Here is a 24,759-nt window from a genome sequence, read left to right as displayed (position 1 = left end):
CTCCTTGTAGTTCCGAATCCTGGAAATTATGTGACATAATTGAGAAGTGCCGGGAGAACCCGCCGTTTCGAATCCGAGCCTCCCTTTTCGGGAAAAGGATCCGTTTTCCGATTCGGCGGGGGAGTCGATCAGGCTTTTCCGGTCCTGTCCGACAGGGCTTTCTTAATTAAGGATTTTAGATATACCATCGGGATCTTATCCTTATCCCTAAGATTGATCCTGGTTTTCCCGCAGGTAATATTCGGAGCCTTGATCTTGAAAGCGCGGACAAAGGATTCCTGTCGGAATTGAACCGTAAGATAACTCTTTTGGTTCGCAAAAGAGAGGCTCTTGCCGTTCCGTTCCAAGGTGGGCATATTGTTTTTTAACGTTTCGCGAAGATCCGGAAATTCGGAGCGTACGAATTCCAAAAGCTCTTGCATCCTTTCCTTCCGAATTTCGGAGGCTCTTTGAACGTACGAATCTATTGGAGATTCGATCTGATGGTCCAGATCGAATCTAGGTAGAGTAGGGACCAATGCGTAAAGAAGCATAATCAAACCTCGATTCTTTCAAGGCAGGTTGAACATCAACCGGCGTTCGCCACTAAAGGAGCGGAATCCACGAAATTTTCCGAAGGTAATTCGGATTTCTTAAATAGTTTCGTAAGTTCCGTCCATTCCGTACGATCGAAATAATCCAAGCCGCCTTCCGGGCAACCCAACAATTCTTCGATCGTCTTATGATAAGAAAGCATTAACTCGTAGATTTCATCCTCGCTTTCCTTGCTCTTGCCTAGTAGGAAAAAGGCGACTTTTTCGCCCAGCGCGTCGGAAAGGTCGAAGATAATCGATGTTAGGTGATCCGCCCTTAGTCTGCTAGTGAGGGATCCGTCTTTTTGACCTTCTACGGTTAAGGATACGAAGAGAGGAAAGCTGAGATCCACGGACTTTCTATGGATCTTGTCCCGAAGTTGTAGGTTGCCTGCGGAGAATAAGGACTCTAACAGAAAGCGAATCTCTTCCGCTTTTCCCTTTTTCCAGTTATGGGTCACGATCAAAGCCCTTCTGATCTTATCCAAACCGGTACCTTCGTCCCCCAAATTGCCTATTTCGGCCTGCATTGCTGCATGCGCCTCCTGAGCAAATTTCACCGCAATCTCTTCCAGCAACTCCTCTTTGGATTGGAAATGGTGGTAGAACGTTCCTTTAGCGATGTCCAACGCGGAGAGGATGTCCTGTATCGAAGTCGTTTCGTACCCTTTTGCGAAAAAGAGCTTTCGGGATTCATTCAGAATTCTTTCTCTTGTGGAAACTTTTGGTGCGATCATGCGGCCCCTCCATTCAAACCGACCGTCGGTCTATACCGACGGTCGGTTTGAATATGCCTCTAAGACAATTTTTGGTCAAACTTTTTTCGAAACCTGAGAGAAAAAACGGACAACGGAAACAAAGATTATGTTTATTGTTTCCTGCCTTTCTGGCGGCAAACACGTTCTATTTTTGGATATCCTAAGAAATCGTGGTCTAAAACAGAATATCAATATATTCTAATATTCTATCATATCCTTTCGAGCCGGGTTTGCGGGTTCCGACGGAAAAAGAAGGAAGGCAATCCGTATCTCCGTACGGAATCTCCGCTTCTTTCCATAAGTATTCCGAAAGCGTTTTGTGCACCGGTGAAATCGGGAATGTCGCCGACGGAATCCCTAGATACATCGCTTCGAAAAGGCTTTGTCCGAAATATCCGTAAAAATTTCCGGATTTTTTCAGAGTTTCCAAATATTCCATGCTGGAGAGACGGCGCGAATAACCGATTTTTGTCGAGTGTCTGTCTTTCGGAGGAGTTCCTCCCACGCGGAATACGGAACTCGAACGCTGCGCCAACGAATCGTCCAGTTTGTCGCAGGTATCGCCATCCAAAGCGCCCGCATAGCAAAAGATCTCCCAGCACTTCTCGCTTTCTTTTTCCTGTCCGATTCCGTCTTGGGTAAGGTAGGGAGAAATAAGAATGTTTTCCCAATCGAAAGAACTGCCGCTCAGAGGATGGGGAAGTAGATCCCAATGCGGATATTGCATTCTTTCCGGTCCGAAATGGTCCAAGAGGAGCACTTTAGTTTTTTTGTATGAACGGATCATCTTCAGGTCCCGGTAGTCCACGATCAATCCGGCGAATTCTCCATCCTCCGGGAGTTCCTGCAAAAGACTCGTTTCCCAATCGCGTTGCGGCAGTAAGGAGTAGAGAAGATGGGATCTTGCCTCATGTCCGCTGCCGAACTCTTTTGCGCCCGCTATGAGAAGCCCGATCCTTCCCTTCGATTTCAGGACGGGGCTAGGTAGAGGAAATCGAATTTGAGGTACATCCCGGTTGATCTGAAAGATTTCCGGAAACTCCGCCTGCCAGGATAGAAGTTCTTCCGCTCCGAAACGAAAGACGGCATCCGCGGAAGTTCCGATTCGTTTTGCCGGCCCGTTTAAGAGTTTCTCTAGGGCCGTATAATCCTCTTTCGTGTCGATCGTCATTCTCAGCTGCGAAACGATTTCCGAGGATCCGGGAGGAAGAATCGCGGTGATAGGACGGATCCTGAATTTTTCCGGAGTTTCTTTGATGTGTAGACTAACGTGTTCCCTATGCCGTTCCTTGATGCCTTCCGGCGGTTCCCAAAGCAGCGCCTGCGTACGGAAGATTTCTCCTCCGGTACCGAGGGGAAGACCGCTGAAATAGGAAAGATCCGCGCCGCCTTCCAGAAAGGAAAAAACCAAAAGAGAAAGGTGTTTGACGTCGTAAAACGGATTGTCCCCCGTTAACCGAAGAATTGCGTCCGCTCCGAAGGTTTTAGCCGCGGAGATATATCTGGCCCTTACGTCCTCCAAGGATCCGCTAAAAAAGCGCCTGCCTCTTGCGGAAAGAAAATCCTCCAGCGCGGAATCTCCTTCCGGAATCAGATACACTATCCTGGATTCCGGCAAGACTTGATCGAGTCTATGATGTACGTGATCCAGTAAAACCGTACCCGAATCCGAGGGAAGTTCCGTCAGTACCTTGTTCGGAAAGCGGGACGAACCGGTCCTCGCCTGTACGAAAGCATACAGGGAGCGGACCGGACTACGCGTTAAAGGTGTACCATTCATCGCAGGAAAGGCAGGGCGCCGGGATATTTTCGTGCTTTCCGTTTATCGAAGAGGAAAAGAACGCGTGTCCTTTTTCCCAGATCTCGTTCAGAGATTGGTGCTTGAGATTTCCGACCGATTTGCTCGGATTTCCCGGGAGCTGCTTGCAGATCGAAACGGATCCGTCCGAATTCACATACAGGTCTCGGGCAAGGTGCCAACAAAATTCCTTTTCCAAAGGAGTTAAGTCTGCTGCTCGCCTTTCCGGTAACTTTCCCGCGTACGAATTGTATTTTTGCAGAATGATTCCGTAGCCCGCTTTTTCGGTCGTATCATACCAGGAATCCACTTCGGAATCGATTTCCTTCAATTTCAGGAATTGGAGATAGATACGGTGCTTTGGCAGAATCTCGGACACGAGCTCCAGGTTTTTTACGACCGTATCGAAACCGTCGTATCCGTACAGACTTTGGAAGGTTTTTTTGCTCCAAGTGCTTAGGTTTACGATGAGGCTGATCTTTTCCAGATCCTCTTCGGATCTTCCTTTTAAGCTGTCGATCAGGTTCGCGGGATCGTCGGCCAGATCGGTTTCAATAAAGAGTTCCTTTACGGAAGGAGAGCGTAACGTGCGATCCACGAATGCGGGTAGGGAAGGATGGAGAATCGGTTCTCCCAGGCCTCCGAAGCAAACGCTGTATTCCGTTCCGAATCCGCTTTCGTGCTGGGAAAGTATGGAATCCAATAGGGATTCCTCCCAAACCGCCTCCGATTTCGATTCTTTTAATTTCGAACCTGGATAGATCGTCGATTCCCTGGTTCTAGTTCCGACGATCTCCAATTCCAGATAACTCGGTCCGGTCCGAAACGTCTCCGGATGGGAAAGTAGAAACGGCAGAAGTTCGTCGTAACTCCATCCGTTTTTTCGCTTTAGGAAAGCGCGAACGAATAGTAGGGAGCGCAGGTCCGACGCGGAAAAGTCCATTCTCCATTGGCGAAGATCCGGGGATTGGTAAAAAATTTCCGTATCGTAATGGTTGATGTTTTTTGCGAGAAAATCCTGGGTACTTCCCGGTAAATCCTTAGGCAGACTTTGCACGAATTCCCGGGATAAAATCCGAGGAACGATTCCGACCGGAAGATTTTCCGAATAGGAATATTGTGCCAGATACGTATCGTGCCTTTCCGCGATTTTACGGCTTAGGTTCGGGTCCAACAAAGGAGAAAGTCCGTCGATCACGACGAAACTCGCTTCGTCCCAGTCCGGGTCTCCAGTACGGGAAGCGGGCAGCTTTTCCGATACGGAGAGAAAAAAAGCGGCCTCGGTATCGGAAGGAAGGACCGTGAAATCGGAAAAACCGAATTCCCTAGCCAAGGACTTTCCGTCCAAAGAATCGTTCCAAATCGTATTGGAGTAAATCGGAAGATTCGGAAATACCTGAGTCAGATTCAGGAGGGTTGCCCGAACCAGGGATTCGATTTCCGCCACGGGACGTTTTTTTAGGAATTCGTTTTTGGTGTGCGGGATATAAAACGCGATCGCTTGAGGAGGAAATTTCATCTTCTTTTTCTAGGAGTGTACTTCGGACAAAAAGGGATCAATCCAGGTGGATGGATTCCTTATGATCCGGAATTTTGTTTTCCTTTTTATAAGAATCGTCGAAAATCTGAATCGTCACAGTGCTTCTTTGCTCCCGGACCCATTTTTGGAAGTTTTCTTCCTCTTTTTCCCGGGCCAGGATGTTCATAATCCCGCCTTTGACGGTTTCGAAGGGAGTCGCTCTTTTTCCTTCCACCTTGATGATGCAGTACCTTTTGTACTCGTCCCGAAACACTTCGGAGACTCCGCCTGCCTGTAAAGTGGACGTAGCGATCGCGGAGGACTTGCTGATTTTAAAGAGTTCGAAGGAGGAAATCCAGTCCACAAGCCCCTTTCTTGCCCTGAGCTTCGTATCGCCGTTTCGGGGAGACCCTGCGATTAAAGTGAAGGAATTGGGATCCGCTTGCAATGTTTTTCGGAGTTCCGTCGCCTCCTTATGGATCCTGGCTTCTTCCGCAATACTATCATTATTCGGTGCGATGGCGATTAGCCTGTATTGGATTTCGAATCCTACTTTGTCCTTATTCAGGGCGTACCAATTTCGTACGTCCTTTTCTGCGGGAGGCGGCATGGGGACCTTGTATTGGAGAAGTTGGCCTCTTTTGATTTGGTATGGGAGTTCCGTGATCCAGAGATCGTAAGGCATCCCTGAAGACGTTTCTATAGCGCGCTCGAACTGCTTTCTAGAAGTGAGCCCCATCAATTCCATTCGCTTTTCGATTTCTCCTTCCAGCCTCTTTTCGTTTACCTGGATGGATTCTTCGTCGGCGATCGTGTCCACAATGGCCCGGTCGATCAAAAAGTCTATGACTCGGGTTCTCTGGGATTTGCGCATGTCTTCGTTTTTCAAAAACCGGGAAAGTTTTTGGTACTTGTCCAACGCGTCGTCGTAATCCAGTTCCGAAATAGAATGACTTCCCACCGTCGCGATGATCCGGTTGATGGACTCCGCAGAATGTGCCGGATCCGTAACGATGGCCGATGCGAAAAAGGCAAGCGCGAGAAAAGGACGCGAATCCCCCGACCGGAGAATGGTTACAAACAATTTACGGAAACTAGGCACAGGGAAAACTTGCCCGTTCGAGGGGCCAAGGTTCAACCGTTTTTCGATAATCCGAACGTATCGTGGATCCGATTGACTGCAATTTCGGCTTTTTCCCGCGGGATGACGCAGGAGATTTTGATCTCGGAAGTGGAGATCATTTCTATATTCACCCCGTCCTCCGCCAAAGCCCGGAACATCTGCGCCGCGACCCCTACGTGGGATTTCATTCCGATCCCGACGGCGGATACGATGGAGATGTTTTCGTTGATCTCGGGTTTTTGGGTTCCGTGGGTTCCGGCGAATGTTTCCAGGATAGGCAGTGCTTCGCCTATGTCTTTTTTCGGAATGGTAAAAGAAATCGTGTTCCGGCCGTCGTAGGGGGAGGATTGGACGATCACATCCACGAGGATGTCCTTTCCGCTCAGTTTTCCGAAAAGATCGGCAGCCAGACCGGGATTGTCCGGGACATTCGCGATGGTGATTCTCGCCTGATCGTTTTTAGCCGTGACTCCGCTGACTTTCAATTTTTCCATGATCTTATCCTCGCTCACTACCAGAGTCCCGGGGTTTTGGTTAAAACTGGACCGGACATGAATCACCACGTCGTAATTCATTCCGAGTTCCACGCTGCGGGAGTGCAATACCCCCGCGCCCAAACTGGCAAGCTCAAGCATTTCGTCGTACGTAATTTGTGCGTGTTTGGTGGCCTGTTTGACTACCCGCGGGTCCGCCGTATACACTCCGTCCACGTCCGTATAGATCTCGCATTCCTTCGCGCCCAAAACGGCGGCAAGCGCCACTGCGGAAGTGTCGGATCCTCCACGACCGAGGGTGGTGATATCTTCGTTTTTATCGATCCCTTGGAATCCCGCCACGATCACCACCTTACCTTCGGATAAGGCCGAGTCGATCCGGGACCGGTCTATGGTTTGGATCTTTGCGTTGGAGAAATTTCCGTCGGTGATCATTCTCACTTGGGAGCCGGTGAACGATTTTGCCGGAACTCCGATTTCCCAAAGAGCCATTGCCAGCATGGCGATAGAAACCTGCTCTCCCGTGGACAACAGCATGTCCATTTCCCGTTTGTGCGGATTCGTAGTAATCTGCCGCGCCAAATCCACGAGTTCATCCGTAGTGTGGCCCATCGCGGAAACGACCACTACGACATGATCTCCTTTGTCATGATATCCTTTGATACGTCTAGCGACGTTTAAAATTCTCTCCGGAGTTCCGACGGAAGTGCCTCCGAATTTCTGGACGATAATATTTGGCATAGCCTCGGAGCCATGTTTCCGCGCCTCATAGCCCGATCAAGAGAAATCGATCTAGACCCGCCGAAAGAATCCTTGTTTTCCTGAGTTTCGGGCCGATCTTAATGGAAAAAACGACTCTCTCCCGAGAGAAAGGAAGGCCGCTATTTTTTCGACTATCGATTGGATCCTAATCGGAACATATATTGCGTTCGCATTCGGAGCGGGGGTTCTTCTTTCCTCCAAAGCGGGGGAAAGTTTGAGTTCCTATTTCGTAGCCGACAGAAAACTCCCTTGGTGGTGGCTCGGTACCTCTATGGTAGCGACCACGTTCGCCGCCGATACCCCCTTGGTGATTACGGGAGTGGTTGCGAACGACGGAGTCAGCGGAAATTGGCTCTGGTGGAGTTGGGCCTTGGGATACATGGCAATGACCGTGTTTTTCGCCTCGATTTGGAGAAGGGTGGAAGTGTTAACGGACATCGAAATCGTGGAAATCCGTTACTCCGGAACCGGAGCCGCGATTTTACGCGCGAGCAAGGCCTTCTTTCTGAGCATATTGATCAATTCCATCATTCTGGGATGGGTCTTTAAGGCGATGTCCAAAATCACAAGACCCTTTTTGGACTGGAAGATTCTTTTGGGTGCGGATTCGTTTTCGGCGTTGGAATCGATCTGGCCGGGCTTCCTCGTTTTCGACGATCTAAACAATACTCTTACGGTTTTGGTTCTGTTTTCCGTGGTCGTCTTTTACAGCAGTATGGGCGGGATCCAAGGGGTGATTCTGACCGATCTGTTCCAATTCGCTTTGGGGATCGGAGGCGCCGTAGTCTTTGCCGTCTATGCGGTCGGATATGTGGGAGGTTTGGACGGTCTGTATACCAAGCTCGAAGCGATTTATCCGGGCAAGGCCGACGGCATTCTTTCGGTCTGGCCCTCTTTCGGAGAAGGGCAGGGGCAATTACCACTTACGATTTTTCTAATATTCATCGGAGTACAGTGGTGGATCCAGTATTATTCCGACGGCTCTGGATACTTGGCGCAGCGTTTGCATACCGCAAAGACTCCGGCGGACGCGGAATTGGGATCCCTTTGGTTTAACGTAGCGAATTTTATTCTCCGTACTTGGCCTTGGGTATTGACCGCACTCGTATGCCTGGTCGTATTTCCTTTGGATAAGGCGGACCTACTTGTGTCGGAGGGAACATCCGTCCAAGTGGATCGGGAGATGGCCTATCCGATTTTGATGAAGGTCATCCTCCCCTCCGGAATTCTAGGATTGGTTTTCGTAAGTCTGATGGCGGCATTCATGTCCACGGCGGATACTCATATCAATTGGGGGGCCAGTTATCTGGTCAACGATCTGTATCTTCGATTTTTTAAGCCTTCCGCAAATAATAAACAGATGGTGCTGGCTAGTAGGATTGCGGTGCTTTTGATGGCGGGAATATCCGTATTGGTAGCGACCCAAATGGGATCCATACAATCCGCTTGGAAATTTTTTCTAGCCGTGGCTTCCGGATTGGGACTTCCTCAAATTCTTCGTTGGATTTGGTGGAGAACGAATGCCTGGACGGAGTTGGCCGGGATGAGTACGGCTTTGGTTCTTTCCCTCCTTTTGTATCCGGCGTTTCCGGAGGTAAGATCGGAATATTTGTTATTCTGGACCGCGTTAGGAAGTGTTTTTTCCTCCATCCTAGTCACGTATCTGACGCCTCCTTCTCCCGATTCCACGTTACAATCTTTCGTAAAAAGAACGAAGCCTTTCGGATTTTGGGGGAAGTGGGGGGGAGCGGATGCGAGAAGAGAGTTCTATTCCCGCTGCGGAGTTTGGGCGCTTGCGAGCGTTTCCTTGTATTCCGGCCTGTTCGGAACCGGTGCCATTCTCATGGAAGATTTAACATCCTCCACGATTTATCTTTCCCTCTCCGCGTTTACGGGATGGCTTGCGTTTCGGTTCTGGAAGCGTCGGTTGGGGAATGGATCGACCAGAAAGGAATAAAAATGAGAATTACGCATTACCCAGAAACTGATTCCATCTACATTGACTTATCTGATCGCCGATCAGTAGAAACGAAGGAAGTTAATGCAGACTTAAACGTAGATTTGGATGAGAACGGAAAGCCAGTCGGAATCGATATTCATGGTAACGCGTCCAAGTATGTGGATCTTTCCACGTTTCTTTTTGAGACAGCGAAACCTTAGTTACGGATTTTGTTTGTAAACACACCTTCGTCTGCTGGCTACGCGTCGATCCCTTGCGGATTTAAAAATACGCGTTCAATTCGAGTAATAAAGCGTAAGGATTGAATGTTCCGTCTTTTGGATTCGCAATTTGGTATCCGACGGAAATAAAATAAGATCTGTTGAACTCATAAGAAAAATACCGCGAGAATAAAAACAGAATTCCAACTTCGGAATATATCGTTATTCTTGCGTAGTTATCAAAAGCCGCGTTTCATCCGAAAGAAATTGACTCGTTCTCGAACCCTTTAGCCCGGTTTCTTCCGTTCGGGCTTCTTGCTTTCCGTTGGGACCAAGCCAATCTAAGTCGATTTGTTTTTGTCAATGTTTTGACATATTTTGCGATCTTATTTTTTCTTTCGTCAAAATCGGTAAATTTTTATCCGACCGTCAAAAATCGGTTGTGCGACCTTGGTTGAAACGGACGATTTGAACCGTTTATGTTTTGGTTAGGGATTTCGACGGGCGTCTTCTTTCTGTTCGTACTCGCGGTAGTATGTATCGGATTCGGACTTCCGAAAGAACACGAAGCGGAGGGGGAAAGAGAAATTCCCGCCTCGATAGAGGAAGTGTTCGCCGTTATCCGCAATCCGGAAGAATACCCTCGCTGGAGATCGGGAGTACGCTCCGTGCTGAAGGAAAGCGAAACCGTTTGGTTGGAAAAGGATTCTCACGGACACCATATCCGTTATTGCTTCGAATCGGAAGACCGACCTTCTTCGCTGGTCGTAAAAATCCTGAGCGAAGGGCTTCCCTATGAAGGGGTTTGGGATTACCATTTTCTGAAATTGGGTCCGCATCTCACCCGAGTCCGGATTCGGGAAAGGGGAAAGATTTGGAATCCGATCTTCCGATTTTTGGCCCGCTTTTTTTTCGGATACACGGGCACCATTCACCAGATCCTAAAGGAATTGTCCCAATCTTTGGAAAAAAGATAAGCGAAGCGGCAATCGCATTCTATTTTTCATTTTAGTTTTATTCCAAATGAAAGGATCCGGCGCTCGATTTTCCTCCGACACACAATTGTTATTCGCCATCGGAGTTTTATTCTCGACCGACATGAAGGACTGAGAAACCGTATTGATTCCATGCCACAAGTTAAATAACCGAAGCGATCCCCGTTTAGTTTCGAAAATACTCGAGAAGGATGTTCGGGATGAAATTCCCACTTAGGTTCGCTTGGTTCTGCTTTCTTATCATCGTTCTTCCTTTGGCTGCGAAGGACGGAACCGATTTCGAAATCGACGATCTTTCCGTGGTCCGTTCCTTGGACGGATCCGACTGGAAGGTGACGTCCGAAGATTTGGATCCCGAAAAAATCTACCAATCGGTTAGAAACGGGGAAAATCCTTTCTCCGACTGGGAGGGATATTCCGTTCCGGGAAATTATTTGAAAAATAGATCGGACTCAAACTCGAAAGTTTCCCGAATCTGGATCGCGAAAACGATCCGAATCGGAAAGAAGGAAAAAGCGGATCAGATTTCGATCCGTCTCGGGATAATCTCGGACCGCGACGAGGCGTATTGGGACGGACACAGGATCGGAAAGTCGGGAGATTTCGGCTCGGAAAAGCCGCAGGTCTACGATAAGGTCCGAATCTACGAGATCCCGGAGAATCTTACCGAATCGGGATCCACCCACGTACTGCTGGTGAAAGTAGAGAAGTATTTTCCGAACGACATAGGGATCACAGGGGATCGGGTCGAAATCGGTCCTAGCGATTTGATCCGAGCCGGATTTGATCGCGAGGAATATTTAAAGTTACTTCTCTTAACGATTTACTTCACCGTCGGAGTGTATTTCACTTTTTTGTTCATCAGGAGGAGAAAGGAATCGGAGAACCTATATTTTTCCGCTTTTACGCTCCTGCTTGTAATCTATCAATTTTTACGAAATCAGACCAAGTATGATCTGGGAATATCCTTCTTCGTCCTGAAAAAGACGGAATATCTCGTGCTGATTTTTACGGTCCCGCTTTTCTGTCATTTTTTACGGACGTATTTTCGCGCACCTCGAACGAAGATCCTGCATGTTCTAGACGCTTTGTGTTTCCTGTCGGCGATCTTTATTCTTTCGACTGGAGACGTGAAGCATTACATGTTTGTAAATCAGAATATCGTGCAGCCGATCTGGATCGGGTACGTCGCGTTCGCGTTCTTCTGGCTGTACCGGGAAATTCGGAAACAGAATCGGGACGCAATACTCGTCCTTTCCGGAATGGGCTTGGTTCTCGCGGCCACCGTCGTGGATATACTTACGGATAGGGGAGTCTTTGTCTTTCCGCGGCTCGTCGGATATTCCTTCGTATTCTTCGTCTTGAGTCTGGCGACCATCCTCGCCAATAAGTTCGTACGACTGAACGAAGAAGTGGAAGAGCTCAACGGTTCCCTCGAAAAGAAGATAGAAGAACGCACCCTCGAACTGAACCAAACCTTGGACCAGATGCGTAAACTGAAGGTCCAACAGGACGGAGATTATTTTCTCACCGCTCTTCTCATCAATCCCTTGGCCGTAAACGAAAACAAAAGTCCTAAGGTCCGGACGGATTTTTATATAAAGCAGAAGAAAACCTTCGAGTTCAGATCGAAGAATTACGAGATCGGAGGGGATATCTGCGTCTCCGGAAATCTGGAGTTGCGGGGTAGACAATATACCGTTTTTTTAAACGGAGACGCCATGGGAAAATCCATCCAAGGCGCGGGCGGCGCTTTGGTTTTAGGATCCGTATTCCGAGCGATTTTGACCCGGTCCAAAACGGCTAGGGAAAAGGAAGCTTCTCCGGAGCAATGGCTCAAACAGGTTTTTACGGAACTACAGCAAGTATACGAATCTTTTGACGGATCCATGTACGTTTCCGCCGTGATCGGCTTGTTGGACGACGAAACGGGGTTTTTGTATTATATCAACGCCGAGCATCCTTGGACGATCCTGTACCGGGACGGCCGAGCTTCTTTTATCGAGGATTCCCTGACTTGTCGCAAGTTCGGGACGCCGGATAACGAAAAAAATCTACTCGTTCAGACCTTCGAACTCTTTCCGAAGGACGTGATCTTTATCGGATCCGACGGAAAAGACGATCTGAAAATGTTGGGAAGATCCGGAGACTGGTTCATCAACGAGGATACGGAGCAGATTTTATCCGTAGTGGAGGACGGAGAAGGTCATCCCGAGAAAATCTTCCAATTCCTGATTTCCAAAGGGGAATTGTACGACGATTTTACTCTGCTCAGACTGGAATATACCGGCGAAAAGGACGGTTCCCGGCCCAAGGTTTCCAGAGAATATTATGAATTATTTATGAACGGAAAAAGTCTTCTGAAATCGGGGAACAGAAAGGAAGGCCTATCTCTTTTGGAAAAGGCGTTCGAATCCTTTCCTTACGACGGAAATTTACTGAGACTCCTGGGGGAACAATTCCTAAAGGAAAGGGCTTTTTTAAAAGCCGCTTCCTATCTGGAATCCTATATTTCCCGTTTCCCTTCTTCTCTCGAACATTTCTATTATGCCGCGTACGGATATAAGATGTCGGGAGAAATCCAAAAGGCGACGGAATTATGCGAAAGATTGACCCTAAGAAATCGGGAGCATGTAAAAGCTCAGGCTCTGCTTGCGGAGATGCGTTAGGTGCAATCGAATCCGTATGCGGGAACTAGAATCGCTTCCAAGTAGCGGAGAATGCGCCTCTTAGGTCTCCCATCTTATAATTCACCGCCGCATCGTTAGGATACGATTCGCGGATCTTAGCCAGCGTCTTACCGTCGATTTTTTCCGTCGGACCGTGGCATTTGAGACAGGTTTCGTCCGAGATCGAAATCGGTCGCATCGCACGAAGTTCGTTCTGAGTGCTTTCGAAGAAGGAATACGGAGGCCTGCCGGTTTCCGCGAATTTTTTCCAGTCGGCGAACACCTGCTTCTCCCAATCGTCGGGAGAATGTTGCGGGTTGCGGTTTTTTTCCGAGACTCTTCGGATCCGTAAGCCCGGGTAGCGATCGCCGATCTCCTTTTCTTTGGAAGGAGAAAGGGTTTTGCAAATGGAAATCGAATCGGCCAACCCTCGGGTCCGGATCGAAGATCGGAGTTCTTTTGATAACTCCGCTTGCAACTCATCGAATAACTTGGATAGGATTTCCTTTTTGTCGCCGTCTTGGTTTCTATCGCAAACCGCAAAAAATTGGACCAAAATGAGGAGGGAAATTCCCCGTAGAAAAAGTTTCCGGAACAAGGCGGATTTGTTTTGTTTCACAAAAACGATTCTCTCTTATACGAATATAGTTCGCCAACCTTTTCCTCCGGAAAGATCCGAGCCCAAAAAAGATGGACAAGGTTGAAAAACGGAGATTTGTTGAAAAAAAGGTTTTGAAACTAGGTTTTCATCGAATCATTTAACGAACCGATTCTCAATCCAAAAAAGGGGAACTAGCCGATGTCCGGTCATAGTAAGTGGGCTACGATCAAACGTAAAAAGGACGCAATCGACTCCAAAAGAGGTGCCGTCTTTACCAAAATAGTGAAGGAGATCACGGTCGCCGCCAGAATGGGCGGATCGGACCAGGAAGGGAATCCCCGTCTGCGTCTTGCCGTCCTAAAGGCGAAGTCGGCCAATATGCCGAAGGACAATATCGAAAGAGCGATCAAAAAGGGAACCGGGGAATTGGAAGGGATCGTATACGAGGAATGTTTATACGAATGCTTCGGCCCCGGAGGGATCGCGATCATGGTGGAAGCGGTTACGGATAAAAAATCCCGCACGACTCCGGAAATCAAAAGTATCCTGACCAAGTTGGGCGGTTCCCTCGCCACAACCGGCAGTGTCAGTAGACTCTTCGAGAGAAAGGGAATCATCATCGTGCCTTCCGAACAGGTTTCCGAGGAGGAACTGGTGGATTTGGCCGTAGGAGCCGGAGCGGAGGACGTTCAGAACGAAGGGGAGGTCTTTCGCGTAGTCACGGCTCCGGAAGAGTACGAAGCGGTGCAGACTGCGCTTAACAACAAAGGAATCAAGACGGACGAATCCGAGATCAAATTCGTTCCCCTCGTTACCACCGAAGTTTCCGATAAGGATCTCGCGGATAAAACGATGAAATTGATCGATAACTTGGAAACCCACGACGACGTGCAAAGCGTCAACTCCAACTTCGAACTGTCGGCCGAGTTGGAGAAGGAGTATGAATAGAACGTTTCCGATGCGGATTTTTCCTTTCCGCTTCTTAAAATGAAAGTGCTCGGAATCGATCCCGGTTCCCATCGCATGGGTTATGCCGTGTTGGAGAAGGAATCGTCCAGAATTCATGTCCGCACGTACGGAACGATAGAAGTCCCCCCGGGGACCAAAAGTCCAATAAATCTGATCGCGATCCGCCGCCAGCTCGAAGCTATCCTGGACGAATTTCATCCGGATCTGGCCTGCGTGGAGGATCTTTTCTTTGCAAAGAACCGGACCACGGCTGCGAAAGTGTACGAATCCAGAGGGGTCGTTCTTCTTACATTAGGAGAACATAATATACCTTTCGTGGAGCCTACGGCTTCTCAGATCAAAAAAGGAACCACAGGCAGCGGAGTCGCCGATAAGAAGGAAATCAAGACTGCTCTGAAATTGCTTCTCGGACTAGCGGAACTGACCGGCCACGACGATTCCTGGGATGCCATGGCCTCGGCTTATGTCGGTTTTGCGATGTCTAGTTCCGTCGGTCTCTGAGAGATCGACATCCTTCGCAAGGGAAAGAGGCTGGGGCTTTAACGGACACCTTCGTAGACCCCTTCCATATCTTTGGAAAACACGAACTGCCAAAGTTGTAATTTCCTGGCACGAAATGCGCCGGCGCAGGCTAAGAGATAGAATTTCCACATTCTATAAAATCTTTCTCCGTATTTACTACCGAGCTTTTTCCAGGATTTTTCGAAATTATTGTACCAAGCCATCAAGGTCTGATCGTAATAGCTTCCGAAATTCTGAAGGTCTTCCAGCACGAATAATTTCTCCGCCGCTTTAGTTAGTTGTGCGGACGAAGGGAGTAGGGAATTCGGAAAGATGTACTTTTCGATCCATGCGTCGCCGACTCTGGAAGTGTCGTTGGAACCGATGGTATGCAATAGAAATAATCCGCCTTCTTTCAAGCATCGGTAGGCAATTTTCATATAGGTGGCATAATTCTTGAAACCCACGTGTTCCATCTGTCCTATGGAAACGATCCGATCGAAGGATTCGTTTACCGCGCGGTAATCCTGGAGCCGGTATTCGATGTTCAGTCCTTTGGATAGGTCCGTGGCCAAGGACAATTGTTCCTTCGACACGCTGATCCCTACGACGTTTGCTCCGTATCGTTTTGCGGCATAGCGGGCAAATCCTCCCCAACCGCAGCCGATATCCAGGATCTTCATTCCCGGTTTTAACTTAATTTTTCTGCAGATCAGATCTAATTTGTTGATTTGGGCTTCCGCGAGATTCTTGGCTTTTTTCCAATAAGCGCAGGAATACACGAGCTCGGGATCCAGCATTTCTTGGAAAAGATCGTTTCCGATATCGTAATGCCTTTCTCCGACTTCGAAGGCTCTGCTTCTGTCCTGCTGGTTGATCAAGCGGGAAAGAACGAAGAGAAGCAGATCCCTCCAGGATTTTCCCCCCTTTCGTTCCAAGCCGGCTTTTACGACTTTGTAAATCGTCTGGTCCAACTTTTCGCTCTCGAACCATCCGTCCATGTAGGCTTCTCCGAAGCCCAGGGATCCTTTTGCGGCCACCCTTTCATAAAACGAGTCGTTTTTGATTTTCAAGTCCCAAGGGGAATTCCCTACGAAAGAGACTCCTGCCGAGGAAAAAAGGGTTTCTACTTTCTTACGGATCGCGTTTCGCATAGATACCCGCCTTAAGGAAGGAATTTCCGTTAAGTGTAGTTGTTTTAAGGGGGACTGGCAATCCAAAAAGGATTATACTTTCATAAATAGATCCCGTTTGAAATTTCGCCTAACGAAGAAAATATGCTACTTTTGGAGTTTCGATCGACCCGCTTGCTCTTTTAATAAGCGACATAGAATTCGATCGCGTTTAAGCCGCCACGGTTTCGTTAGGAGCGATTCAGGTCGTAAAGAATCTGCAATCCCCGAAGAGTGAGCAACGGTTCTATTTTGTCGAAGAGACCGGGATGCGCGGAATGAATGGTCGTCACTAATCCTCCGGTACCGATCACTTTGTATTCTTTTCCGTAGGCCTTTTTGATTTCCTGAATGATCCCGTCCAGTAACCCTATCCAGCCGAAGAAAAATCCTGCCTGTATGGATTCGATGGTGGAATCCCCCAAAATCTTCTGCGGAGGCTGGAAAACGATCGGGGGAAGCTGAGCCGCATTTCTGGTCAAAGCGTCCATGGATCCTTTCAAACCCGGAGCGATCACCCCACCCAAGTAATTCGGAACATCGTCCACCACGCAAAACGTGGTCGCGGTTCCCAGATCGATGATGATGCTTTTGCCCGGATGATCCTGTACGACTGCAGCAGCGTTCACCAATCTGTCCGCTCCGATTTCGAAGGGTCGAGGATAAAGAATTCCGAATGGAAGTTTCATTCTGTAATTCACTCCGATCGGATCGATTTTAAACCAATCCTGGATCATTCTTTCCAAAATCGGATTGAGCTGAGGTACTACGGAGGAATAAATTCCGCCTTTGATATGCGAACTATCTATCTCGAATTCCCGTAAAAAGCCGCGGAGAAAAAGCCCCATCTCGTCGGAGGTGCGATCCCTACGAGTCACGGTTCTTCTATGAAAGATCGGTTCTTTGGAACCGTCCCGATAAATACCGAAGACGGTATTCGTATTACCGACGTCTATAACAAGAATCATTTTAAGCCAAGGACCTGAAATCTTCGGGGGTGTCAATGAATTCGAGAATTCTTCCGGAGTCCACTTTCACTAGTAGGCGACCGGAGGCGTCCACTTCCAATAACATTCCCGTTTGCTCCGTTCCGTCTTGTCTAAAAGAGATTGTCTGTCCTTTCCAAAGTAGTCTATCGTTTACGAAAGAAAGATATTCTTTTCCGTCGGAAAGAGACAGAACCGCATCGTTGACTAAGGGTAAGAGAGTTTCCAGAAAACGATTTCGTCGACCGGATTCCGAATCTAGGGAAGTTACGAAGCCCGCCTCGGGGAGTTCCTCCGGGGAACGATTGCCGAAGAGATTGGCCCCGATCCCTATGATCCAATCCCATTCTTCACCTTCTTTTTCCGTTTCGATCAAAATGCCGCATACCTTCTTGTCGTTTACGAAGATATCGTTGGGCCATTTGATTTTCAGTTTTCCGGAAGAGTGTAGGGATGGATAGGTGGACAAGAGAGCCTTGGATACGGAGGCCCCTACGAACAGAGAAACCAAGTTGGGAGAAGGGAGTTCTCCGCTATACCTGAGTTTTCCCGAAAATAGAAAGGGTTCGTCGCCGATCACGGACCAAGTCCGATTCTTTCTCCCGCGACCACGGGATTGAAAATCCGCGAGGATCCAGGTTCCTGGGGGGAATTCCTTCCCTTTCAAAAGCGAATTGGTGGAGGAAGTCTCCGTGAGGAAAATTCCTTTGTCGGGTTCTAAAAGTCGAAAAGACACGGGATTTTTCTTATAGGAAGACCCTTGAGCGAACAAGAAAAAATCAGGCACCGTCGATAAAAAGAGAGGTCTTAATTCTTGAATCGAGACCTAATTTTCCGAGGTCGTCACCGGTAGGTTCCCTTGCAATTATCAGAAGTTTCCATACGCAATCCGATCTTCGCCTGGATGATGATGATCGGAATCATCCTGTTGGGATCCATCGGTTTCTCCCGGATGGGACTTTCCCAAATGCCGGACGTGGATTTTCCCGTCGTCAACGTTACTTTGAATCTGGAAGGCGCCAACGCCTCTGTGATGGAGACGGACGTAGTCGATCCGATCGAGGAAGTACTGCTGACTGTCCAAGGCGTGGTCGAAGTACGGTCCGTTTCCACCGATAACTCCGCGACCATTACCGTGGAGTTGGAACTCAAACGGGATGTGGACGTTGCCATCCAGGAGATCCAGACGAAGATCGCCCAGGTCCAGAACAAGTTGCCCGACGCATTGGATCCGCCCATTCTGATGAAATCGAATCCGGACGATACTCCGATCATTTGGGTCTCCCTCACCGCCAAGGGAAAGACGGAACAGGAGAAGATGATCTTCGTAAAAACCCGTCTCAAGGATAAGTTCCAGGAGATTCCGGGTGTCGGAGAAATCATCCTAGGCGGGTATGTGGACCGTACGATCAACGTCTTTCTGGATCCGATCCGCCTGACCCGCTCGGAATTGACGGTCAACGATATTACGAATACTTTATCCGAACAGAATATAGAAGTTCCCTCGGGAAGAGTGGAGAATAAGAGTTCCGAGATATCCTTACGGGCTGTAGGAGACGTTCCCACCGTAGAACAATTTTCGAATATATTTATAAACTCAAGAAGCGGAGCGGCCATGTTCCGCCCGGTCAGACTCCGGGAAGTCGCGAAAATCGAGGACGGCCTGGACGAAATCCGCAGAATTTCCCGGTTTAACGGAATTTCCGCCGTTGGGTTGGGAATCAAGAAATTGAAGGGAGCCAATGCCGTCCAGGTCGGCGACCTCGTTAAGAAAAAGATGCAGGAGCTAAAACCTTCCTTGCCGGAAGGATACGATTTGTCCGTAGCCGCGGACAACACCACATTTATCCGCGATTCGGTCGAGGAGCTGATCTTTACGCTCGTTCTTTCCGCGCTTCTTACGGGATTCGTATGTAGACTTTTTCTCGGAAGTTGGAGCAGTACTTGGAACGTACTACTCGCCATACCGACTTCCGTGATGGGAACTTTCCTCATCCTGTATTTCGCCGGCTTTACGTTGAATACGTTCACCTTGTTGGGATTGTCTCTCGCCGTGGGAATCGTGGTGGACGATGCGATCATGGTTCTGGAGAACATTAGCCGGCATCGTGAAATGGGAAAAAGTTGGTTCCAAGCCGCTTTGGACGGAGCCTCGGAAATTCGGTTCGCCGCTCTGGCCGCGACCCTCGCGATTATCGCCATCTTTCTGCCTGTGGCTTTCATGTCCGGAATCATCGGAAGGTATTTTCTAGAGTTCGGCGTAACGGTCGCCGTTGCGGTCGCTCTCTCGCTCTTTGAAGCGCTAAGCTTCACTCCTATGCGTGCCTCACGCTATCGGGAGAGAAACGTCGCGACTCTTGCGGCATTCGACGGGATCGCTAAACAGGGAAAAAAGAAGACCAAAAACCTCGATTCCGATTTCCGAACCAAGCAGGAATCCGGCCGATGGGAAAGAAGGATCGCCAAAGCAAAGGAGATTCTCGCTCCGATTTCTTTCTTTAAAAAAATGGATCCGGTGATCGAGCGGTTTTTGCAATTCTGCGAGAGAATTTACGGAAAAGCTTTGGATTACGTGATCGCTTTTCCGAAAACGGTCCTGTTGGTTTCGACGATCTTATTTCTACTTTCTCTAGGCTTTATGGCCCTGCTCAAGAAAGAATTCATTCCTCCTCAGGATATGGGTCGCTTTGTGATCCGTGCAAAGATGCCGATCGGTTCCTCGATTTTTCGGACAAACGAGGCCATGAGGAAGGTGGAGGAGTATCTGATTTCCCGTCCCGAAATCACGAAATACATGTCCAATATCGGAGGGATGGGAGGAACGGAATCCAACGGAGCCATGTTCTTTGTTTCGGTAAAGGACATGGGAAAAAGACCGAAGAGTAAAAAGACCGGAAGGGAGGTCACTCAGAACGAGATTTTCGCGGAGCTGAGAAAGGATTTGAAATCCCTCGTTCCCGAATGCAAGTTCTCCGTGCAGGACCTTTCGCAAAGAGGATTCAGCGCCGGAAGGGGATATCCTGTCGAACTGGTTCTTACCGGTCCGGATTGGGCCAACCTTGCCAAGGTTTCCGAAGAGATCCGGAACAGATTGGACGAGAAAGGGATTTTATTGGACATAGATACCGACTATGTGGCCGGACAGCCGGAAGTCCGTATTCTTCCGAATCGCGAAGCAGCGGCGATTCGCGGAGTCAGCATGGCGAATATCGGAAATACGATCGGCCCTCTCATGGGTGGAAAAAAAGTAAGTAGGTTCACCGAAAACGGACGCAGTTTCGATGTTCGTGTAAAGATTAATAAGGAGCAGGGCGAAAAGGCGGATATCATTCCGAATATTTCCGTGCGCAATACGTACGGAGAATTCATCCGTTTAAAGGACGTTTTGGTATTACAAGCCACGAATACTTTAAAGAACATCACTCGAGTCAACCGGGACCGAACGATTAAGATTTTCGGAAATCCGCCGGTGGCCGTGGGACAAAATAAAGCGACGGAGAATGCGATCACCGTTGCCAAGGAAATTCTCCCCGAAGGCTATTCGGTGGACGTAACGGGTTCGGCAAAAACTGCCGGAGAATCCGCGGGGAGTCTTCAGTTCGCCCTCGTTCTCGGAATTATCATGTCGTACATGATTCTGGCCAGCCAGTTCAACAGTCTGAAGCAGCCGCTTTACATCTTGCTGGCCATGCCTTTCAGTTTTTCCGGTGCGCTGATCGCACTGTATTTCACTAAGCAATCCTTTAATATGTACAGTTTCATAGGCTTGATTATGCTGCTCGGATTGGTGAAAAAGAATTCCATCCTATTGGTGGAGTTCGTAAATCACGTACGATCCACGGGAAAGGGAATCGCGGAATCGATACGCGAAGGATGTCCGGTCCGTTTGCGTCCGGTTTTGATGACTTCCTTCTCTTCAATCGCGGCGGCGATTCCTCCCGCTTTGGCCTTGGGTCCGGGTGCGGAAACTCGCGTACCTATGGCGATCACGATTTTGGGGGGATTGATTCTTTCCACGCTCATCACCTTTATCGTGGTTCCTGCGGCCTACATGCTTATGGAAAAGGAATCGAATGATCATCTTGCCCGCAGATAAAAATACATCAGGATCCGAATATCTACTCGTTTTGTCGATCGCGTTTTTGGCGCTTTCTTGCTCTTCCACTCCGGAAGTAAAGGTGAACGACGGAGTCGTCGAGGAAACGTTAAAGGAAGTTACTGGAGTAACGACGCAGGATGTGGAGCGAGTCTCTTCTAAGGAAGCGCTGACATTGGACGACCTCTACGTGCTCGCAGTGGAAAGAACTGAAAGAATCGCGCTTAAAAACGAATCTACGGAGCAAGCCGGCGCTCAAAAGGACAAGGCGTTTGCGGGATTCTTGCCAACGCTTTCCTACGTATTCAATAAATTTTATGCGGTACCCGGCCACAGAGTCGACCAAAGTTACCAGAACCTTCAGACGTACAACGCGATCAATAACGGAAACTATTCCTCCTTATTGCCGAACGGTTCGAGCAGTGCTCTTCCCCCTACTGTCGGTGCCGGTTCCCGTTTGCTTTTGAGTATCCCTCTCTCCGCAGGGATTGCCTCTTATCAGGATTATCGATCCGCCAAGAACCTAATCGAACAAAGGAGGATGGAGGCGAAATTCGAAGCGGGAAGGATGTACCTCGAGCTCGCGCAAGGATACTTCAACTTTTTACAGTTGGAAGAAAATACGAAATATTCCCAGGAATCGTACGATTTGAACCGGGAAGCTCTGGATGAAAGAAGGAGATTGTATTCCTTAGGAAGGATCATGAGATCCGAGCTATTGAATTCGGAAACGGCCCTGTCCAATGCGGAGGCAGTTCTTGCGGACGCGAAATTCCAGTTGGAACAGGTGAGAATCACGTTAGGAACCATGGTAGGTTCGACTGCGGGGGTGAAGGTGGCCGCTTTTACTACGAATTTTTCTCCACCGGATACCGGAGATCCCCGGGAATTCGTCGCAAAAAGGTACGACGTTCGAGCTACGGATAAGAGTATCCAAGTAGCGGATGCAAACAAGGATAAGGCATGGGCGGGATTTATCCCTAGTGTCGCCTTGAACAACTACTTCTCCTTTCCCGTCCATGGCCAAACCACTCCGAAAGACATCACCGCGCAGTTGGCCATTACGGTTCCATTGACTCCTCTTTCGCAGATGGCGGACCTGAAAACGGCGGAATCTATGCGGAAGCAGGCCAAGTTGACTGCTTCGCAAACGAAAAGAACCGCTTCTCAAGAGATTCGAACCGCGATCGAGAGCTACCAAAATTCGGAACGAATCCTGAAGATCTACGAGAAGGCGTACCAATATGCGAGGGAAACGGCGCAAAGCCAGATCGCGGGGTATCGAACCGGAAGAAACAGCAGGATAGAGGCGATTACGGCGCGATTGAGCACCATCACCGCGGAGATGACTTATAGGCGAATGATCCACCAACACGCATTGAATCGAATCGCGTTAGGAGTCGCGATCGGGGAAATGCCCAAAATACCGGACGAAAAGAAAAAGGACTAAACCTAGGAGAAGGTTTCCTTCTCGAAAAAACTTCCCCTAGGTTCCCTTTTTTAGACTGCGACCGCTTGGCGGGAAGCCCTTTCCAATTTGAAAAGGTTTGCTTCGGCGATGGCCAACGAATCCACGTTATACGCTTTAGAGGCTGCTTCTCTTTCTTTCCTAGCATCTCCGTTCAATCTGGAGAGGGACTTTTCGAGAAGGATTCCGCATACCAGTCGGGTTGCGGTCTCTACGGTTTCGAAAGCCAGAGAATCTTTGGTGTTTCCGTCGCCAATCGCCTTGAATTTCTGGACCGTCTGTTCCAAATCCTCCCAGAGTTTTTTCAAATCTGCCGAGGCGGAAAAAGAAGCGAATTCGGATTCTATGTACTGCCGCAAATGTCCGCTCGGAGCCATTCCGGAAACCACTCCTCCGATAGCTGCAACGATCTGTAGCTGGGTAGTGCCTTCGTAAATCGTGGTGATCCGACTATCTCGATAAATCCTTGCCACGTCGTAATCCTCGGTATAACCGCTTCCTCCGTGGATTTGGAGAGCGTCCGAGGCAATGGAAACGCAACCTTCCGAAGCGTAATATTTACTCATCGGAGTGAAGAGGTCGGCGAGTTTTTCCCAGCGACGAAGAGACTCGTCTTGGCTGACTTCTTTTTCGCTCTTCCCTTCTTCCTTGAGCATACGCTCCTTGCGCCAATGGTATAGTTCTATCGCGCGACCGGTTTCCGAGACCAAGCAGCGGGTGGCGAGAATTTCGCGTTCCATGCGGTCCAACATTCTCTTTACAGCGGGAATTTGTCGGATCGCTCTACCGAACTGGATCCTTTCGGTCGCGTACTTGTCGGCTTCGAAATACGCCGCGGTTGCGATTCCGAGGGATTGGGTTGCGATCGTCAATCGAGCCGCGTTCATCATTCCCATAGAGTATTTTACCAAACCGTAACCCGTTTTTCCGATTAGTTCTCCGGGAGAATTCTCGAAGACCACTTCGCAGGTGGGGGAACAGTGGAGTCCCATCTTATGCTCTACTCCCGCTATATGAACGTCTTTTCCTTGCACAAGAAAAAAGGAAAGTCCTCTCGCTCCGCTTTCCGGAGAACCCGTTCTTGCGAGAGTCAGTATGACGGAAGGAGAATCCACATAACCGCAAGCGTGAGTGATGAATCGTTTCGCACCTGTGATTTTCCAGGTTCCGTCGGGACCTTGCACGGCTCTAGTCTGAACGTTAGGAAGGTCCGAACCGTAATTCGGTTCCGTCAAGGCCATGGCGGCGCTAAACTCGCCGGCGGAGATTCTGGGGAGCCATTCTTGGCACATTTCTTCGGAAGCGTATCTTTCCATGATTTCCACGATATTTATGTTACCGTAAGCTAGGCAGAAGGCCGCATCGGCTCTGGCCGCGATTTCGCACATCATCGATTGGACGGTGGCGGGTAACCCGAGTCCGCCGTATTTACGGCTGATCGAAATCGGCATGAGTCCGGAATCTTTTAGGGTTTTATAACATTCTTCCTGAGCTTTCGGAAAGGTCACTTTTCCGTTTTCGTACTTAAGACCTATCTGATCCATTTCCTTACTGCGCGGAGCAACGAAATCTCCCATGATCTCTCCGAGAGAGTCCAATATGGAACGATAATATTCCTTAGCCTCCGCAACGCTGGAAGGGGCATAGGCGTATTTTTCGTTTCCGGTTTCCTTATATTTGGCTGCGTCTCCGAAATTTCCTTCGTAGGCGCGGACTATCTCTTCCCATTCGATCAAAGTATCAAAATGTAATAATAGATCTTCGTTATCTTGGAAATAGTTTCCTTGAATCATCGGGTTTCCTCCGCTAGACTTTAAGGTTTAGATTTACTCTTTTCCGAAGGTATTGTCAAGCCGTACGCATTTTTAACTGTCCGGATCCAAACGAATTACCGAACAGGTGTTTTTTATCGACCGACGAGAGAATGACGAAAGAGAATACTTTGATCCTCGAACTTTCCCGTTTTTTATCGAAGGGCGTAACTTTCGGGATTTTTATCGGAATATAGGGTCGGGGAGAAAAATCCATGAAATCACGTTTATTTCTTCTTTGCACATTCTTCGTCTTTGCTGCCATATTGAGCGGAACATGCTCTCCGAATTACGGAAAACCCAAA

Annotated in this window: 19 protein-coding genes; 8 read left to right on the top strand and 11 right to left on the bottom strand. The window is 48.8% G+C overall.

Annotated features, from left to right (window positions below; translation table 11 throughout):
• Positions 1-128: 128 nt before the first annotated feature.
• The 6 genes from EHO61_RS02385 to EHO61_RS02360 all read right to left on the bottom strand — a co-directional run bounded on the left by EHO61_RS02385 (position 129) and on the right by EHO61_RS02360 (position 7,005).
• Positions 129-533, bottom strand: coding sequence for a DUF1801 domain-containing protein (locus tag EHO61_RS02385; RefSeq protein WP_135812040.1), 405 nt, complete (start codon positions 531-533; stop codon positions 129-131).
• A 35-nt stretch (positions 534-568) separates the two neighbouring features.
• Positions 569-1,309, bottom strand: a complete 741-nt coding sequence (locus tag EHO61_RS02380; RefSeq protein ID WP_135812039.1) for a TetR/AcrR family transcriptional regulator — start codon at positions 1,307-1,309, stop codon at positions 569-571.
• A gap of 196 nt (positions 1,310-1,505) precedes the next feature.
• Positions 1,506-3,110, bottom strand: a complete 1,605-nt coding sequence (locus EHO61_RS02375) for a cytidylyltransferase domain-containing protein (protein ID WP_135812038.1) — start codon at positions 3,108-3,110, stop codon at positions 1,506-1,508.
• Positions 3,085-4,647, bottom strand: a complete 1,563-nt coding sequence (locus EHO61_RS02370; RefSeq protein WP_135812037.1) for a spiro-SPASM protein — start codon at positions 4,645-4,647, stop codon at positions 3,085-3,087. The genes EHO61_RS02375 and EHO61_RS02370 overlap by 26 nt, the downstream gene beginning before the upstream one ends.
• Before the next feature lie 37 nt (positions 4,648-4,684).
• Positions 4,685-5,662 carry a putative peptidyl-prolyl cis-trans isomerase gene (locus EHO61_RS02365; RefSeq protein WP_246032014.1) on the bottom strand — a complete coding sequence of 326 codons (978 nt, stop codon included), beginning with the start codon at positions 5,660-5,662 and terminating at the stop codon, positions 4,685-4,687.
• 119 nt (positions 5,663-5,781) lie between these two features.
• A complete protein-coding gene (locus EHO61_RS02360) occupies positions 5,782-7,005 on the bottom strand; it encodes an aspartate kinase (protein ID WP_135812035.1) in 1,224 nt (407 codons plus the stop codon).
• A gap of 142 nt (positions 7,006-7,147) precedes the next feature.
• Between EHO61_RS02360 and EHO61_RS02355 the strand changes: the two genes are divergently transcribed.
• From EHO61_RS02355 to EHO61_RS02340, 4 genes are all read left to right on the top strand, one after another.
• The gene (locus EHO61_RS02355; protein WP_135812034.1) at positions 7,148-8,983 is read left to right on the top strand and encodes a sodium:solute symporter family protein; all 1,836 of its coding nucleotides are present in this window, start codon (positions 7,148-7,150) and stop codon (positions 8,981-8,983) included.
• Positions 8,984-8,985: 2 nt separating this feature from the next.
• Positions 8,986-9,186 carry a DUF2283 domain-containing protein gene (locus EHO61_RS02350; RefSeq protein WP_135812033.1) on the top strand — a complete coding sequence of 67 codons (201 nt, stop codon included), beginning with the start codon at positions 8,986-8,988 and terminating at the stop codon, positions 9,184-9,186.
• A 479-nt stretch (positions 9,187-9,665) separates the two neighbouring features.
• Positions 9,666-10,163: an LIC10604 family protein gene (locus EHO61_RS02345; protein ID WP_135812032.1), complete on the top strand. Its 498-nt coding sequence runs from the start codon at positions 9,666-9,668 to the stop codon at positions 10,161-10,163.
• 218 nt (positions 10,164-10,381) lie between these two features.
• Positions 10,382-12,850: a SpoIIE family protein phosphatase gene (locus tag EHO61_RS02340; protein ID WP_135812031.1), complete on the top strand. Its 2,469-nt coding sequence runs from the start codon at positions 10,382-10,384 to the stop codon at positions 12,848-12,850.
• 25 nt (positions 12,851-12,875) lie between these two features.
• Here the strand turns inward: EHO61_RS02340 and EHO61_RS02335 are convergent, their stop codons facing one another.
• A complete protein-coding gene (locus EHO61_RS02335) occupies positions 12,876-13,469 on the bottom strand; it encodes a Tll0287-like domain-containing protein (RefSeq protein WP_135812030.1) in 594 nt (197 codons plus the stop codon).
• Between the two features lie 180 nt (positions 13,470-13,649).
• Between EHO61_RS02335 and EHO61_RS02330 the strand changes: the two genes are divergently transcribed.
• Together EHO61_RS02330 and EHO61_RS02325 are read left to right on the top strand one after the other, a co-directional pair.
• Positions 13,650-14,399 (top strand): YebC/PmpR family DNA-binding transcriptional regulator, encoded by a 750-nt coding sequence (locus EHO61_RS02330; RefSeq protein WP_135812029.1) that lies wholly within the window; start codon positions 13,650-13,652, stop codon positions 14,397-14,399.
• Positions 14,400-14,438: 39 nt separating this feature from the next.
• Complete coding sequence (locus EHO61_RS02325; RefSeq protein WP_135812028.1) at positions 14,439-14,921, top strand: crossover junction endodeoxyribonuclease RuvC; 483 nt, start codon at positions 14,439-14,441, stop codon at positions 14,919-14,921.
• Positions 14,922-14,959: 38 nt separating this feature from the next.
• Here EHO61_RS02325 and cfa read toward each other — a convergent pair whose 3' ends face one another.
• The 3 genes from cfa to EHO61_RS02310 form a co-directional block, all read right to left on the bottom strand.
• Positions 14,960-16,075 carry a cyclopropane fatty acyl phospholipid synthase gene (gene cfa, locus EHO61_RS02320; protein WP_135812027.1) on the bottom strand — a complete coding sequence of 372 codons (1,116 nt, stop codon included), beginning with the start codon at positions 16,073-16,075 and terminating at the stop codon, positions 14,960-14,962.
• Between the two features lie 209 nt (positions 16,076-16,284).
• The gene (locus tag EHO61_RS02315; RefSeq protein WP_135812026.1) at positions 16,285-17,061 is read right to left on the bottom strand and encodes a type III pantothenate kinase; all 777 of its coding nucleotides are present in this window, start codon (positions 17,059-17,061) and stop codon (positions 16,285-16,287) included.
• 1 nt (position 17,062) lies between these two features.
• Entirely contained in the window at positions 17,063-17,815 is a 753-nt protein-coding gene (locus EHO61_RS02310; protein ID WP_135812025.1) for a biotin--[acetyl-CoA-carboxylase] ligase, read from the bottom strand.
• A gap of 168 nt (positions 17,816-17,983) precedes the next feature.
• Between EHO61_RS02310 and EHO61_RS02305 the strand changes: the two genes are divergently transcribed.
• Together EHO61_RS02305 and EHO61_RS02300 are read left to right on the top strand one after the other, a co-directional pair.
• Positions 17,984-21,175, top strand: a complete 3,192-nt coding sequence (locus tag EHO61_RS02305; protein WP_246032013.1) for an efflux RND transporter permease subunit — start codon at positions 17,984-17,986, stop codon at positions 21,173-21,175.
• Positions 21,153-22,625 carry a TolC family protein gene (locus EHO61_RS02300; protein WP_135812023.1) on the top strand — a complete coding sequence of 491 codons (1,473 nt, stop codon included), beginning with the start codon at positions 21,153-21,155 and terminating at the stop codon, positions 22,623-22,625. Before EHO61_RS02305 ends, EHO61_RS02300 begins: the two co-directional genes overlap by 23 nt.
• Before the next feature lie 50 nt (positions 22,626-22,675).
• Here the strand turns inward: EHO61_RS02300 and EHO61_RS02295 are convergent, their stop codons facing one another.
• On the bottom strand, positions 22,676-24,436 hold the full coding sequence (locus EHO61_RS02295) for an acyl-CoA dehydrogenase family protein (RefSeq protein ID WP_135812022.1): 1,761 nt from the start codon (positions 24,434-24,436) through the stop codon (positions 22,676-22,678).
• Between the last annotated feature and the right edge of the window lie 323 nt (positions 24,437-24,759).

The sequence above is a fragment of the Leptospira fluminis genome (genome assembly GCF_004771275.1).
Taxonomy (GTDB): domain Bacteria; phylum Spirochaetota; class Leptospiria; order Leptospirales; family Leptospiraceae; genus Leptospira_B; species Leptospira_B fluminis.
The sequence above is the reverse complement of the archived record's forward strand: the minus strand, read 5'-3'. Positions and strand labels throughout refer to the sequence as shown.

Excerpts from the sequence above, each read along its gene's own strand:
- EHO61_RS02295 (WP_135812022.1), bottom strand. The coding sequence starts at position 24,436 with ATGATTCAAGGAAACTATTTCCAAGATAACGAAGATCTATTATTACAT.
- EHO61_RS02370 (WP_135812037.1), bottom strand. The coding sequence starts at position 4,647 with ATGAAATTTCCTCCTCAAGCGATCGCGTTTTATATCCCGCACACCAAA.
- EHO61_RS02385 (WP_135812040.1), bottom strand. The coding sequence starts at position 533 with ATGCTTCTTTACGCATTGGTCCCTACTCTACCTAGATTCGATCTGGAC.
- EHO61_RS02325 (WP_135812028.1), top strand. The coding sequence starts at position 14,439 with ATGAAAGTGCTCGGAATCGATCCCGGTTCCCATCGCATGGGTTATGCC.
- cfa (WP_135812027.1), bottom strand. The coding sequence starts at position 16,075 with ATGCGAAACGCGATCCGTAAGAAAGTAGAAACCCTTTTTTCCTCGGCA.
- EHO61_RS02305 (WP_246032013.1), top strand. The coding sequence starts at position 17,984 with ATGATGATGATCGGAATCATCCTGTTGGGATCCATCGGTTTCTCCCGG.
- EHO61_RS02350 (WP_135812033.1), top strand. The coding sequence starts at position 8,986 with ATGAGAATTACGCATTACCCAGAAACTGATTCCATCTACATTGACTTA.
- EHO61_RS02315 (WP_135812026.1), bottom strand. The coding sequence starts at position 17,061 with ATGATTCTTGTTATAGACGTCGGTAATACGAATACCGTCTTCGGTATT.
- EHO61_RS02300 (WP_135812023.1), top strand. The coding sequence starts at position 21,153 with ATGATCATCTTGCCCGCAGATAAAAATACATCAGGATCCGAATATCTA.
- EHO61_RS02360 (WP_135812035.1), bottom strand. The coding sequence starts at position 7,005 with ATGCCAAATATTATCGTCCAGAAATTCGGAGGCACTTCCGTCGGAACT.
- EHO61_RS02375 (WP_135812038.1), bottom strand. The coding sequence starts at position 3,110 with ATGAATGGTACACCTTTAACGCGTAGTCCGGTCCGCTCCCTGTATGCT.
- EHO61_RS02380 (WP_135812039.1), bottom strand. The coding sequence starts at position 1,309 with ATGATCGCACCAAAAGTTTCCACAAGAGAAAGAATTCTGAATGAATCC.
- EHO61_RS02330 (WP_135812029.1), top strand. The coding sequence starts at position 13,650 with ATGTCCGGTCATAGTAAGTGGGCTACGATCAAACGTAAAAAGGACGCA.
- EHO61_RS02345 (WP_135812032.1), top strand. The coding sequence starts at position 9,666 with ATGTTTTGGTTAGGGATTTCGACGGGCGTCTTCTTTCTGTTCGTACTC.
- EHO61_RS02340 (WP_135812031.1), top strand. The coding sequence starts at position 10,382 with ATGAAATTCCCACTTAGGTTCGCTTGGTTCTGCTTTCTTATCATCGTT.